Below are 14472 nucleotides of genomic sequence, written 5' to 3' on the forward strand. Positions count from 1 at the left end.
GGCTCCGGTCAGGCGGTCATGGATTGAACGATTGCCCGGCTTCGGCAAGCCGCACCAGCAGCGGCGCCGGTTCCCAGGCCGCTCCTTCATGCCCCTTGGCGTAGCGCCGCATGGCGGCCAGCACGTTGCCGAGGCCGACTGTGTCGGCGTAGAACATCGGGCCGCCGCGCCAGATCGGGAAGCCGTAGCCGGCCAGGTACACGATGTCGATGTCCGAGGCTTTGGCGGCGATGCCCTCCTCCAGGATGTGCGCGCCTTCGTTGACCAGCGCGTAGACCAGGCGCTCGATGATTTCTTCGTCGCCGATGGCACGGCGCGCGATTCCAAGATACTTCGAATGCTTCTCTATCAGTTCGTCGACCACCTGGGAGGGATACGCGGTGCGGTCGCCCGGCTTGTAGTCGTACCAGCCGGCGCCGGTCTTCTGTCCGTAACGGCCCAGTTCGCACACCAGGTCCGCCGTTTTCGAGTAGGTAATATGCGGCTTTTCCACGTAACGCCGCTTGCGGATCGCCCAGCCGATATCGTTGCCGGCCAGATCGCCCATGCGGAACGGACCCATGGCGAAGCCGAATTTCTCCATGGCCTTGTCCACCTGCTGCGGCAACGCGCCTTCGTCCAGCAGGAATCCGGCCTGGCGGCTGTACTGCTCGATCATGCGGTTGCCGATGAAGCCGTCGCAGACGCCCGACACCACTGCGGTCTTGCCGATCTTCCTGGCCAGCGCCATGACCGTGGCCAGCACGTCCTTGGCCGTGGCCTTGCCGCGCACCACTTCCAGCAGTTTCATCACGTTGGCGGGACTGAAGAAATGCATGCCCAGCACGTCTTGCGGACGGCCGGTGAAAGCCGCGATGCGGTCCACGTCCAAGGTGGAAGTGTTGCTGGCCAGGATGGCGCCGGGCTTGGCCACCGCATCGAGTTGGGTGAAGACCGATTGCTTGACGGAGTACTCCTCGAACACCGCTTCGACTATCAGATCGGCCTCTTTGAGGCCGGTATAGTCCAGGGTCGGCGCGATCAGACCCATGCGCTGCTCCACTTGCTCGGCGGTCAGCTTGCCTTTCTTCGCGCTGTTTTCGTAATTCTTGCGGATGGTGGCCAGGCCGCGATCCAGTGCGTCCTGGCTGGTTTCCAGCAGCGTCACCGGAATGCCGGCATTGAGGAAGTTCATGGTGATGCCGCCGCCCATGGTTCCTGCGCCGATCACGCCGACCTGCTTTACCTCGCGCAGTGCGATCTCCGGCCCGATATCGGCGATCTTGCCGGCGGCGCGCTCGCCGAAGAAGCCGTGGCGCAGCGCCTTGGATTCGGTGCTCCGGATCAGCGCGGCGAAGGCCTCGCGCTCTACTTCGATGCCCTTGTCGAAAGGTTGTTTCACCGCTGCCTCGATCGCATCCAGGCATTTGAGCGGTGCGGGATAGTGGGCCGATGCCGCAGCGACAGCGGCGCGCGAGGAACCGAGGAAGCCTTCCGCGTCGGGATGCTCGATCTTCCAGTCGCGCACCTTCGGCAACGCACCCGAGGCGGCGGCTTCGTTCGCCACATCGATGGCGGCCTGCAGGACATCGCTTTCCACCACGCGGTCGAACAGTCTGGTCGTCGCCAGCTTGCCCGCCGCGACCGGCGTGCCGGAAACGATCATGTCCACCGCTGCCTCAAGCCCAACCGCTCGCGGCAAGCGCTGGGTGCCGCCCGCGCCCGGCAGCAAACCCAGTTTCACCTCAGGCAGGCCGATCTGCGCGCGCTTGTCGGCGACGCGATAGTGCATGCCCAACGCCAGCTCCAGTCCGCCGCCCAGAGCGAGACCTTCGATGGCCGCCACCACCGGCTTGGCGCTGCTCTCGAAAGCCGAGATCACGGTAGGCAGCGTGGGCTCCATGCCCGCTTCGGGTTTGTCGAATTCGCGGATGTCGGCGCCGCCCGAGAACGCGCGCGCGCCGCCAGTCACCACGATGGCTTTCACCGAGGCGTCGTCCAGCGCCTGCGCCAGCGATTCGATCAGGCCACGACGCGTACCCAGGCCCAGGCCGTTGACCGGCGGGTTGTCCAGGGTGAGGATCGCAACGCCACTGCGGGTTTCATACTTGACTGACATATCTGCTTCCCGTGCCCGGTGAGTGACCGCGGCGATGCGATCGATGATCGTCGCGGTAGGTGACCACGGCGTGTTGGCTCGGAACACTCATGCCGCCGCCAACCGCAGGCAGCCGTCGTTGAGTTCCGGCACCACGTCGTGCGTGTCGAACTGCGCTGCGCAATCCACTTCGTGCTGCAATCCATGCGCCTGCATGATCCGCCCCACCCGCGAGGCGCGCAGCGTGGTCGGCGCATCGCAGTTGCGGCAAAGCAGTATCGCCGCAAGCGCCGCGTCGGTCAGCGAGTAGCCACCGATGCGCTCGAAGTGCGCAGCGATGTGCCCGGCGCCGTAGAAGTCTTCCAGGTTGAAACTGTCGACCGAACCCGAACACAACAGCAGCACCTGCGCCTGCGGATGCCTGCGTGCGACGTAAGCGGCCAATGCCGCGCCATTCAACAGCGCGCCGACATAGACGTGGGCGGCAGCGGCAGCGCTGTTCAAAGCCACGGTGCCGTTGGTGGTGGCATAGACCAGGGTGGAGCCGTGGATGCCGGTGCCGGCAAGCGCCAGAGGCGTGGAAGGCCCGAAGCCCGGCAACCCTTCGGCCAGGTATTCGCCGGCCAGCATCGGCGACTCCAGGTTCGCAGCGATGCGCAATGCGTCGTCGGCATCGCGTGCCGGCCAGATGCGTTCGATGCCCTGGGCGAAGGCGTGCACGATGGTGGACGTGGCGAACAGCACGTCCAGCACGATCACCACTTTGTCCTGAAGGCGGCTTTGATCCAGATCCTCCTTCTTGAACAGCACATGCAGCTTGGGCATCGGGGATTCTCTAAGTTCCGTACAACAGAACTAATTGCGGACGAGTGATTCATCGTACTGACCCCATGTTGCTTCGACAAGTCGCAGAAACAGGCTTGCTACTTACACGTCAGCACTCTTACGATGCAGAACTCCGCATAGAACATAGTTCCATTATGTGGAACTCATGAACCAAAATTATTGGAGGTCGCGTGGATTTCTCTTACAGCCCCAAGGTCGAAAATCTGCGCGCCGAGCTGATGCGCTTCTTCGACACCTCCATTTATCCCAACGAAGCGGTGTACCTGGAGCAAGTCGGGCGCCATCGCGCCGCCGGCAACGCCTGGCTGCCGGTACCGGTCATCGAGCAGCTGAAGCCGTTGGCGCGCGAGCGCGGCCTGTGGAATCTCTTTCTTCCCAAGTCATCGCGCGCACTGCAGGATTTGTCCAACCTGGAATACGCGCCGCTGTGCGAGATCATGGGGCGGGTCATGTGGGCGCCGGAAGTGTTCAACTGCTCGGCGCCCGACACCGGCAACATGGAAACCCTGGAGCGCTACGGCAGCGACGCGCAGAAGGACCGCTGGCTGGAGCCGTTGCTGGCCGGCGAGATCCGTTCCGCGTTCCTGATGACCGAACCGGCGGTGGCCTCTTCCGATGCCACCAACATCCAGTGCTCGATCCGCCGCGATGGCGACGAGTACGTGATCGATGGGCGCAAGTGGTTCGCCTCCGGCGCGGGAGATCCGCGCTGCGCGCTCTACATCGTCATGGGCAAGACCGACCCGGCCGCGCCGGCCCATCAACAGCAATCGATGGTGCTGGTACCCGCCAACACGCCCGGCATCGAGGTGATCCGCCCACTGCCGGTATTCGGCTACGACGACGCACCGCACGGTCACATGGAAATAGAACTGCGCGGCGTGCGCGTGCCCGCCGGCAATCTGCTGCTGGGCGAAGGCCGCGGCTTCGAAATCGCGCAGGGACGCCTGGGTCCCGGCCGCATCCATCACTGCATGCGCACCATAGGCGTGGCGGAGCGTGCGCTGGAATTGCTGTGCAAGCGCGTGCAGGCGCGCGTGGCCTTCGGCAAGCGCATCGGCGACCACTCGGTATGGCACGAACGCATCGCCGAAGCCCGCTGCATGATCGAACAGGCGCGCCTGCTCACGCTGAAAGCGGCGTACATGATGGATACGGTAGGCAACAAGGTGGCGCGCGCGGAGATCGCGATGATCAAGGTGGTCGCGCCCAACATGGCCTGCCGGATCATCGACTGGGCCATCCAGGCCCATGGCGGCGCCGGGGTGACCGAGGACTTCCCGCTCGCCGGCCTGTATGCGGGCATCCGCACGCTGCGCATCGCCGATGGTCCCGACGAAGTGCACCGCGGCACCATCGCGCGGCTGGAATTGGCCAAGCATGCCATTCGCGCCGAGCATTGAGCGGGGCCTGCACAGAGGGTGGATATCGCGTCTATTGCTGAACCGTCGTCCCCTTGATTCCCAAGGCCGTCATTCCCGCGAAGGCGGGAACCCAGTGCCTTTGCTTCTCCCGAAAAAACTAAAGTCACTGGGTCCCCGCCTTCGCGGGGATGACGTCATCACGATTTAGCTGAGCCTAGTTTTGTAATGCTTCAAGCAACCATTCGTTCCACACCGACAATCCTCCGCATCGATAACAGGAATCACATGAAAGCCATCGTCTGCGAAAGCTGGGGACCTCCCTCCTCGCTGCAGTTGCGTGACCTGCCCTCGCCCATTCCCGGTCCTGCGCAGGTGCTGGTGCGGACGCGGGTGGCGGCGGTGAATTTTCCCGACGCCTTGATGGTTGCGGGCAAGTACCAGTTCAAACCCGGACTTCCCTTCTCGCCGGGCGGTGAACTATCCGGCGAGATCATCGCCGTCGGTAGCGAGGTCAAGCGGCTTGCGGTCGGAAACAAGGTGGTCGGCATCACCCTGTTCGGAGCCTATGCGCAGGAAGTAGTGGTCGACGCGAGCAATATTCTTCCGCTGCCCGATGAGATCGGCGACGAGGATCTGGAACTGGCTGGTAGCTTCGTGCTGACCTACGGCACCTCGCTGCACGCATTGAAGGACCGCGCGCAGGCGAAGGCCGGCGAAACGCTGCTGGTGCTGGGCGCCGGCGGCGGTGTGGGTCTGGCCGCTGTGGAAATAGGAAAACTGCTGGGCATGCGCGTCATCGCGGCTGCCTCCTCGGCGGAAAAACTGGCGGCCGCACGCGAACGCGGCGCCGACGAAGCCATCGACTACGCCAGCGAAGATTTGCGGGAACGCATCAAGGTCCTGACCGGCGGACGCGGCGTGGATGTGGTCTACGATCCGGTCGGAGGCGATCTGGCCGAGCCGGCCTTGCGCAGCGTGGGCTGGCGCGGCCGTTATCTGGTAGTTGGTTTTGCGGCCGGAGATATCCCGAAAATTCCTGCGAACCTGTTGCTGCTGAAAGGCAGTTCGCTGGTGGGCGTGTTCTGGGGCGAGTTCGTGCGCCGCGAACCTGCCTTGAATGCGGAAAACATGGGCTTGCTGTTTTCCTGGCTGCGCGAACGCAGGATCCATCCGCTGATCTCCCGGCGCTACCCGCTTTCGCAGGCATCGGATGCGCTCGACGCTCTGCTCGCCCGCAAGGCGGTCGGCAAGCTGGTGGTGCTTCCGCAGCAGGTCGAATAAACCCCGCGATAAGCCGCTGTAGGGCGGGCACTGCCCGCCGCTTTCCGCGAATCAAACGCGCGGCGGGCAGTGCCCGCCCTACCAGGCAAACGCTCCAGCGGCGGAAATCGAACCCAAAGAGATCGAAGGTTCCAGAGTTGCCCGCTATTCGGGGATATTCACGAGCGCATACAGGATGCGCAGATCTTCGACGCCCAGTTCGGTGGCGTCGGCATCGATTCCCCGGTAATGCAAACGGAACGCGCGGATCGCGGCGGCATAGTCGTCCATCGAATAGCCAAGGATCCTGAGCGCGGACCTGGGATCGAAATCAGCGGGCGGATCGATCAACGGTTCACTCGGCCAACGCCCGAACCCTGCTTGGGCAAGCCGCGCCCAGGGAAACAGCGGACCCGGATCGGTCTTGCGGGTCGGCGCCATGTCGGCGTGAGCGATGACTTGGTAGCGCGGAATATCCAGGCGCTTGCACAGGTCTTCCAGCAGCACCAGTAGTTTGTCGATCTGTTCGGCGGGAAACGGTTCGCTGCCGTTGTTGTCCAGCTCGATGCCTATCGAGGCCGAATTGACGTCGCTGATCGTGCCCCAGCTGCCCGGGCCGGCATGCCATGCGCGCCGGTCTTCGGCGACCAGCTGGTAGAGCGCGCCGTCGCGGCCGATCAGGTAGTGGGAACTGACCGGGCCGCCGCTGTTGCGGGTCCGCAAGGTATCCAGGCTCTGTTCCACCGAATCCTGGGTGGTGGCGTGGATGACGATCAGGGTGGCTTCGCGTGCGTTGTGGTTGGGCGAAGGCACCCAGCGCGCGAGCGGGTTATGCGGCGGTGCGTGGGCGCAGCCCGCAAGCAACACCGCCAGTAACGCCGCTCCCATTCTCTGCCATAAACACCACTTGCCAAGGAACGTCTGAACAACTCGAATGTCATCCCGAGCGCAGCGAGGGATCTGCTGTTCTGCAGTAGAAAGCAGATCCCTCGCTGGGCTCGGGATGACAGGGCAAGGGTTGTCCAGACCTTCTCCAGTGAAACGGCCTGGATCGCAGCACGCCATGCTCAAGGTTCCTGCCCGATCGCCAGCTGGGCGATCTTCCTGGCGGTCGCATAAGGTTCGGGATCGTCCCGGTTGCTGAGCACGATCACCGTCAGTCGTCGCTGCGGATAACGCACGATCACATTGCGGAACCCGATGCTTTCGCCAGAATGCCATAACGTCTCGCCGGTGATGCGCCAGCCGAAACCATAGCGGATGTCGGGCTCATCGGTAACCACGTGCGGCGTGAACATGAGCTTGCGCGATTCATCGCTCAGCAGACGGTCGTCGTACAGCGCGGCATCCCATCTGGTCAGGTCGTCGATGGAGGAATAGACGCCGCCATCGCCCAGCACCGCACTGGTCGTGCTTTGATCGGTGCGGTTCCAGCCGTCCGCCGATTCGCTATAACCGTAGGCGCGGTCGGCGATGGCGGGACCTCCCTCCACGAAAGCCAGCGTGTGCGCCATGCCCAGCGGCCGGAAGATGCGCAACCGCAGGAAGTCGGCGAAAGCCCACCCCGATGCGCGTTCCACTATCAACGCCAGCAGCGCGTAGCCGCTGTTGCTGTAGCGATAGCCGGTGCCGGGCGTGAAATGGGTTTTGTCCTGCCTTTCCAGCAGACGCAGCACATCAGCATCATGCAGCTGTCCCGCGAAATCGGCCGGCATGACGTCTTCATAGTCGATCAGGCCGGAGCTGTGGGTAAGCAGGTGCCGCACGGTGATGGAATCGGCGCAAGCCGGCAGCGATGGCAGCCACCGCCGCACGCCGTCGTCCAGCGATAGGCGCCCCTCTTCCGCCAGCAACAGGATCGCCGCGGCGGTGAACTGCTTGGTCACCGAAGCCAGCCGGTAGTTGGTGGCCGGTGTGGCGGCGGTGCGTGTTTCCCTGTCCGCGAGACCGTAGGACTTGCGCAGTAGCGGGACACCGTCGCGCAGCACCAGGACCGACGCGCCGGGGGCATCGCCTGCGTAGCTTTGCATCATGGCGTCCACCGCCTGAGTAGTGAATTCGTTCGCGGCGATGGCGGAAACAGGTGTCATAAGCAGGAGCAGAAGGACCAGACGCATGAATGGGATTCCGCGCGGACCTGCAAGGCAGGCTATTCGATGGGAACGTCGTAGAGCACTTGGGAATCGTGGGTGGCAAGCGTGTAGTGCCACCATTCCTGCGGATAGTTCTTGAAACCCTCTTGCGCCATGGCGCGCAACAGGCGCTGGCGGTTGCCGCGCTGCGCTGGGGTGGCCTGCGGCGAATCGGTATTGGCGCGCGGATCGAAGAAATCGAACTCCGTACCCATGTCCAAGGGTAGGCAGCGACCGTCCGGCCCGCGACAATCCAGCAGGGTGAGGTCCACGGTAGCGCCGCGGCTGTGGCCGGAGACCGGTGCTATGTAGTCGCCCAGCAACCTGGTTTTGTCCAGGTTCGGGTAATAACGTGGCTTGGTGCGCTGGTCCTGCAGGTCGGCGGCCCAGCGAACGAAATGGCGAACCGCGCGCGCCGGCCGGTAGCAGTCGAACACCCGCAGGCGGAAGCCTTGCTGCCGCAGGGACCGCTCGACGCGTTGCAAGGCCTGCGCCGCCGGCTCGCTCAGATAGCAGCGGGCCGCGCCATAGCCTTCCACCGGCATTCCCACGAAATTTTCCGACCCGGCGTAACGGATCTGCTGGGAGATGTCGGGCACCAAGGTGCGGATATCGACCAGGCCGGCCTCTTCGAACGTATGCGCACTGGAGACCGCAGGCGCTGGCGCTGGATCGGACGCGCAGCCCGCGCACGTCAGTGCGAGGCATGCCAGAAGCGCAGCGACGCCGCGTGCCGTTCGCTGCCTCCGCTCACTCACAACCGCGTACCCGTTCGAAGGCCAGGTCTTCGTAGTCGTAGCTGAAATCGGCCTCCGGATCGACCTTGGCCAGAGTCAGCCGCGCCGGTCCGGAAGGATTGTCCCTGCGGAAATCCAGCCATGCCTCCGCATCCACGCTGTCGTGGTCCCAATCCACCACGTATCGGTCGCCGCTGCGCATGATGCGGCCCGAGAGCATCGGCGACTTGCCCGAAACGAAGCGGGCCTGCCCGTCTTCGGGACAGATGCGCGCCTCGCCGAACCAGGGATCGCGATAAACACCGAACCATTGGCCGAATTGCTTCAGCGTCGGCGCTTCGCGTCTGACGACAGGCTGCTGCGTCGCAGGGCGTTTGGATTCGGATTCCCGTTCGAGCTCATCGGCGTAATAAGCCACGCCGCGACCGTCCGCCGGCTTGGTGAATCGTTTCAGCAGAACCTCGTTCAACACGGTGCGCGCGGCCTCCGCTTCCCCGTTGATCAGCACCACGAAGCCCGACTTGCGGTCCGGCAACAGGGTCATGACCGAATACATTCCCGACAAGGTGCCCGTATGCGAAACGGTATACGCCCCGTCGACGTCGGCGATGCGCCAGCCGTATCCGTAGGCGAACAGACGCGTGCCGTCCCAGGCCCGGCGGCGCCCGGAGATGGGCATGGGCGTACGCGGAACCCACGCCGCCTGCCTCTGCTCGGGCGACAGCCAGGCCTGCTGCGCGGCGTCCGGCGCCAGCCAGTTCCTGGCCCACTTCAGCATGTCGTCGAGACTGCAACGGATGCCGCCGGCCGCAGCCGAAACCAGCGGCTCCACGGTGGCCCCGTCCGCCTTGACGACGACGTTGCGGCCATCGACACGGTGGTGGGGCTGGGCGACATCGCCAACCTGGTCCGGCCGCCATGCGCCCGCCCGGCAACGCGACAATCCCAGCGGCTGGAACAGTTCCCGTTGAACCAGTTCCTCATAGGAAGCGCCGCCCGCGGCCGCAGCCACTTCGCCGGCCACTACGTACAACAGGTTGTCGTAGGCGTAGCCGGAACGGAAACTGTAGGCGGGTTTGATATGCGCCAGGCCGGCGATGATGTCGGCGCGGGTGAAGCGGTTCGGCTCCGGCCACAGCATCAGGTCGCCGCCACCCTCCGGCAGGCCGCTGTTGTGCACCAGCAGATCCTTGACCTGCATGTTCTGGGTGACCCATGGGTCGTACATACGGAACGACGGCAGATACTTGATCACCGGGTCCTCCCAGCGCAGCTTGCCGGCGTCGACGAGCCGGGCTAGCACGCTGGCGGTCATCGCTTTGCTGTTGGAGGCGATCTTGAACAGGGTGTGGGAGGTGATGGGTTGGCCGGAGCCGCTTGCGAGCTCGCCACGCGTGCCGGTATAGACGACCTTGCCGTCTTCGATCACTCCAACGGCGATTCCGGGAAGCCGGTAACGGGCGACCGCTGCATCGACGATGGCATCGAGTCCGGCATTGCGGGGACGCTCGCCCATGGGACTTGCTGATTTTTCGCCAGCCAATGCAAACAGCGGAAGAAGCAAGACGAACGCAAGCCAGCAAGCGATCCTATCGGAGCCGAGCATTACAAAGCCCTCCATGACGTAGCCGCCTGTTCGCCCGCCACCATATCCTCGAAGGACTGCTTGCGCCGGATCAGTGCATAGCACCCATCATCGACCAAAACTTCGGCGATGAGTGGCCTGGAATTGTAGGTCGATGACATCGACGCACCATAAGCGCCCGCGCCACGTACGGCCAGCAGATCGCCGGGCGCGCATGGCGGAAGCATGCGTGCGGTCGCCAGGGTGTCGCCGGTTTCGCAAACCGGGCCGACGATATCGTAGGCGACGCGCGGTCGCGTTCCGCCTTCGTCCGAAGCCACTTTGTCGATGTCGTGCCAGGCGTCGTACAGGCTGGGACGCAGCAGATCGTTCATTGCCGCGTCCACGACAAGAAACCGCCGTTCGTCGTTGCCCTTGGTCCGGATGACCCGGGTCAGCAGCACGCCGGCTTCGGCCACGAGATAGCGGCCAGGCTCCAGGATCACCCTGCCTTCGAAGCCCACCAATGCTTCTTTCATCGCCTGTACGTAGCCCTGCAGTTCGATGGGGCGGTCATGCTCTTTGCGATACACCACTCCCAGCCCGCCGCCGACATCGATGCTGTCGATGCGGTGTCCATCTTTGGTTAGTTCGCGCCAGAAGGCGGCGAGCCTTTGCAACGCCTGCCGCATTGGTTCCAGTTCCAGGATCTGCGAGCCGATATGCATGTGCAGGCCGTCCAGCCGCACGTTGCCGCGCCGGTCCGCATCGGCGAACCATTGCCTTGCTTCGTCAATGCTGACGCCGAATTTGTTCTCGGCCTTGCCGGTGGAGATCTTGCCGTGGGTGCGTGCATCGACGTCGGGATTTATGCGTACCGCCGCACGGGCGATCGCGCCACGCTGGTGAGCGATGCGCTGCAACGCCGCCAGTTCGTCGACCGATTCGATGTTGAAACGACCCACACCGGCATCGAGTGCTTCGGCGATCTCCGCGTCGGATTTTCCGACGCCGGAAAAGACGATTCGCGAGGCCGGAATGCCGGCTCGCAAGCTGCGACGCAATTCGCCGGATGAGACGATGTCCGCGCCTAAGCCCGCCTTGGCCATCAGCTGCAGGATGGCCAGAGTGGGATTGGCTTTCACAGCGAAGCAGACGACCGCATCCATGCCGGCCAACGCCTGTTGCAGATCGGCGATTCGCTGCCGGATGGCGTTGGCCGAGTAGGCATAGAACGGGGTAGCTATGGCGTTGCCCAACGTAAGCAGGTCGATGCCATCGAACCGTTCGGTCTCTGCAACGGTAGGCTGGCTTGCTTGTGCCGCCGCTATTCCTGCGGAGTCGATAGAACACTCCAAGACGGTAAACCTCCTGTGCCCGGATCGATGCGCGCTTGTGTCTGCGCGGGTATCCGTCGAGCCTATGCCTTCATCCAAGACATCTGGTTAGCGATTTGGAAGGCGCAGCCGCCGTTGCGGCGACTGCACCCCAGCCTTGCAGGCGACTGGAATCAGAAATTCCAGGTCACCACCAGGTTCATGTAGCGCGGCGATTGCCAGACCGTGCCCTGGCCGAAGTAAGGCATCCGCACACCTGGCTGGCGTTCATAGCGGGAATGCACATTGACTACCGCCTGATTGTTGAACAGGTTGTACACGGAGAAGCGCGCCTTCAAGTCAATGCCTTCGACCGGGAGGGTCCAGGTCACGTTGACGCCCATGTCCCAGACCCAGGGCATGCGGCCAAACGCACCGCGTTCCGTATAGACCAGCTCCCGCGTACGCCAGTCGGAACAGTTGGCCACACACAACCAGCCCGAACCGCCGCCGCTGAATTCACCGGGGCCCATGCCGCGGTTGTCGTTGGGCCAGACCACGCCAAAGGCGGTGATGGGGCCACCGGAGCGCGCGGAGAGAGTGCTGCCGAAGCTCCACGTGTCGTTGAGCTTGTAGCCGCCACGCAGCTTGATCTGGTGGCGGAAGTCGTTGAACAGGACGCCGTAGCGTTCGTTGACGGCCGGGTGGTCGTAATACTGCACCAGGTTGGTGTCTGCGTAGCCCGTGTCCGAGCTCACCGGGCCTTCGATGTTGCCCTCGCTCTTGGACCAGAGGTAGCTGGCGTTGAAGAACCACTTGTCGTCCCATGCGCGGTCAAGCTGGAACTCCACCGCCTTGTAGGTGCGCTTGGGTTTCTTGTAACCCATCAGCGCGCCGCTGCCGCTCGCTATGTATCCCTCCTCGGAGGAGTCGAATTCAACCCAGTCATTCGTGCTCTCGCACCACAAGGTCGCCGTTTCACCAGGGTTGATGATTGGGAAGCTTGAATACCCGGGGCATCCCTGGAGACGGTTGATGCGCACGTCCTCCACAGCACGGTTCACCCTGCGGTAGGTGGCGTTGACGCCATACGACCATTCCTGGTTGATCGCCTGCTGGAAGCCCAGGATGAACTCGTCCTGGAATACCATTTTCAGATCGCGGCCAACTTCGGTACGGATATCATCGGGTGCGGGAACGTTGCCGTCGGTATTGACCGGGCCGATCTGCGATCCGAGGTTGGGAACAAGATAGGGCTCGCCCGTTACCGGATGGCTCATCTCGTCCCAGCCATTGAACACATAGTAGGTGTGCTCGTCCGTGGTCCCGCCACCGAAATAGTCGGCGAGCTTGTTGGTCAGAGGCAGGTAGTAGCGCCCCGCGTTGCCGAATATCTTGGTCGTACCGTCGCCCTTCATATCCCAGCTGAACCCGAGGCGCGGGGACATCATGTCGCTGAAGTCGGCTTTGGCGAAGCTCGCGCCCGACGCGAGCTTGTTGTGGAACTTGTCGAACCGCAGGCCAAGGTTCAGCAGCAGGTTGGGCGTGACACTCCAGTTGTCTTCCACATAGAACGCCTGCGCTTCGGTCGTGACCGGGGAGCCCGTGATGTAACGGCGCGCATCGATGATCTGAGTGACGCCGGCAGGGACAACGGTGCCGTTAAGCGACGCGCCGGGAACGACGGTTTGCAACTCATAGCTTCGGCCATCGCCCGGGTATATAACTGAACTATCGGAATCCATCACCTCCTGGTCCAGGCCGAAACGCAGCAAGTGGTCGCCTAGTGTCCACTCGAAATCGAGGCGTGCTGCCTCGCGCTTGTCATAGCGGCTGCTGGCACTGGTATTGGTCGGGTGGCAACCTTCCGGCCCTCTGGGGCGGCCAGAGACTCTGATGATGCTGCACTCACTGTCCAATGGACTTCCGCTGAGGGAACTGCGCTTGTTAACGCCATACATCGCCTTGGCCACGAAATTATCGGTGAAATGGCCCGTATAGGTGGCCGACCAGTTGTCGCCGCCCGAGCCAGAACTGCTGTCACCTTGCCAGTCGCCCCGCTCAGAGGTGTCCCAGGTGTAGCCGTAAGTGCTGGTGACGGAGTCGGATTTGTCAGAGAAGGCCAACAGTTCCAGCGAGTGATCGTCGTTGATGCGCCAATCGAGCTTGGCGCCCCAGAAATCATTGTTGCTTTTGGTGATGAAGGCGTCGCTCGTGTCGATGTCTTTCGAGTCGTTGTCTCGATTCTCATACATGGCGAAGAAGAACAGCCTGTCCTTCACGATGGGACCGGATGCCCATACGTTGGTCTTGAACAACGGGCTGGTGTCGCGACTGGTGCGATCCCGCTCATCGAGGCTGCCATCGGAATGGAAGTGATCCTCTTTCGACGCCGCCCAGGCCGTTGGCTCCATCGTCACTTCCACGCCGCCATGGAATTCGTTGCCGCCGGATCGCGTGATGGCGTTGATGACGCCGCCGGTGCTGCGACCGAATTCCGCCGAATAGCCGCCGGTCTTGACCTGGAATTCTTCGTAGAAGGCGAATGGCACCGAAGAAAAACCCCGGCGCAGGTAAGGGTCGGTCACGTTCAGGCCGTTGATGTAGACGGCGTTCTCCGCCACCGACGAACCGCCGAAGGTGAGACCGCCGAAGGTGGCGCCGGAATTGACGACACCCGGCGCCAACAGCGCAACGGACGTCAGGTTCTGGTCGACCGGTAGCCGGGCCAGTTCCTGACGGGTGATATTGGTCGCCGTTTCCGTGGAGCGCACATCGACGCGGTTCACGATGCGCGAGCCGATCACCTGAATCGTATCCAGGTCCACTGCGCCTCCACCGGTCAGATTCACGGTGGTGGTGCCACCCAGCGACACGCTGATGGAAATCGGCGCACCGCTACCTGCGACCAGGGTGTAATCGCCCGGCGGCAATTGCGCCACCCGGTAAGTGCCTTCTTTGCCGACCGTCACCGTGCGGCTCAGGCCGGTGTCGGGATTGGTGATCGTGATCTGGTCGCCGGCATTCGCACGACCGGCCACTGCGCCGGTCACGCTTTGCGCCATCGCCAACGGCGCCATGGAAGCCAGACACGACCCCAATGCGATACACAGAGCGGCCCTACGCAAAACTTTGCTGTTCATCCCCGATCTCTCCTGCTGAGTTGGTTGGTGGGT

The 14472-nt window shown here is 63.3% G+C and carries 10 protein-coding genes; 2 read left to right on the top strand and 8 right to left on the bottom strand.

What is annotated here, in order from left to right:
* Positions 1 to 16 precede the first annotated feature (16 nt).
* Together CSC73_RS10665 and CSC73_RS10670 are read right to left on the bottom strand one after the other, a co-directional pair.
* Positions 17 to 2098, bottom strand: a complete 2082-nt coding sequence (locus CSC73_RS10665) for a 3-hydroxyacyl-CoA dehydrogenase NAD-binding domain-containing protein (RefSeq protein ID WP_163840423.1) — start codon at positions 2096 to 2098, stop codon at positions 17 to 19.
* A gap of 87 nt (positions 2099 to 2185) precedes the next feature.
* On the bottom strand, positions 2186 to 2902 hold the full coding sequence (locus tag CSC73_RS10670) for a 2-phosphosulfolactate phosphatase (RefSeq protein ID WP_163840424.1): 717 nt from the start codon (positions 2900 to 2902) through the stop codon (positions 2186 to 2188).
* Positions 2903 to 3093: 191 nt separating this feature from the next.
* On the opposite strand from CSC73_RS10670, the gene CSC73_RS10675 reads away from it, so the two are divergent.
* Together CSC73_RS10675 and CSC73_RS10680 are read left to right on the top strand one after the other, a co-directional pair.
* Positions 3094 to 4326 (top strand): acyl-CoA dehydrogenase family protein, encoded by a 1233-nt coding sequence (locus CSC73_RS10675; RefSeq protein WP_163840425.1) that lies wholly within the window; start codon positions 3094 to 3096, stop codon positions 4324 to 4326.
* 246 nt (positions 4327 to 4572) lie between these two features.
* A complete protein-coding gene (locus CSC73_RS10680; RefSeq protein ID WP_163840426.1) occupies positions 4573 to 5568 on the top strand; it encodes an NADPH:quinone oxidoreductase family protein in 996 nt (331 codons plus the stop codon).
* A gap of 144 nt (positions 5569 to 5712) precedes the next feature.
* On the opposite strand, the gene CSC73_RS10685 is transcribed toward CSC73_RS10680, so the two are convergent.
* The 6 genes from CSC73_RS10685 to CSC73_RS10710 form a co-directional block, all read right to left on the bottom strand.
* Positions 5713 to 6435, bottom strand: coding sequence for an N-acetylmuramoyl-L-alanine amidase (locus tag CSC73_RS10685; RefSeq protein WP_163840427.1), 723 nt, complete (start codon positions 6433 to 6435; stop codon positions 5713 to 5715).
* Between the two features lie 179 nt (positions 6436 to 6614).
* Positions 6615 to 7664: a serine hydrolase domain-containing protein gene (locus tag CSC73_RS10690; RefSeq protein WP_163840428.1), complete on the bottom strand. Its 1050-nt coding sequence runs from the start codon at positions 7662 to 7664 to the stop codon at positions 6615 to 6617.
* Positions 7665 to 7696: 32 nt separating this feature from the next.
* Complete coding sequence (locus tag CSC73_RS10695) at positions 7697 to 8437, bottom strand: M15 family metallopeptidase (RefSeq protein ID WP_425502307.1); 741 nt, start codon at positions 8435 to 8437, stop codon at positions 7697 to 7699.
* Complete coding sequence (locus CSC73_RS10700) at positions 8430 to 9932, bottom strand: serine hydrolase (RefSeq protein WP_163840429.1); 1503 nt, start codon at positions 9930 to 9932, stop codon at positions 8430 to 8432. The genes CSC73_RS10695 and CSC73_RS10700 overlap by 8 nt, the downstream gene beginning before the upstream one ends.
* An 89-nt stretch (positions 9933 to 10021) precedes the next feature.
* Entirely contained in the window at positions 10022 to 11338 is a 1317-nt protein-coding gene (gene lysA, locus CSC73_RS10705) for a diaminopimelate decarboxylase (protein WP_343042719.1), read from the bottom strand.
* Between the two features lie 152 nt (positions 11339 to 11490).
* Positions 11491 to 14439, bottom strand: coding sequence for a TonB-dependent receptor (locus CSC73_RS10710; RefSeq protein WP_163840430.1), 2949 nt, complete (start codon positions 14437 to 14439; stop codon positions 11491 to 11493).
* Positions 14440 to 14472: the final 33 nt, after the last annotated feature.

The organism is Pseudoxanthomonas sacheonensis, assembly GCF_010093305.1.
Lineage (GTDB): Bacteria > Pseudomonadota > Gammaproteobacteria > Xanthomonadales > Xanthomonadaceae > Pseudoxanthomonas_A > Pseudoxanthomonas_A sacheonensis.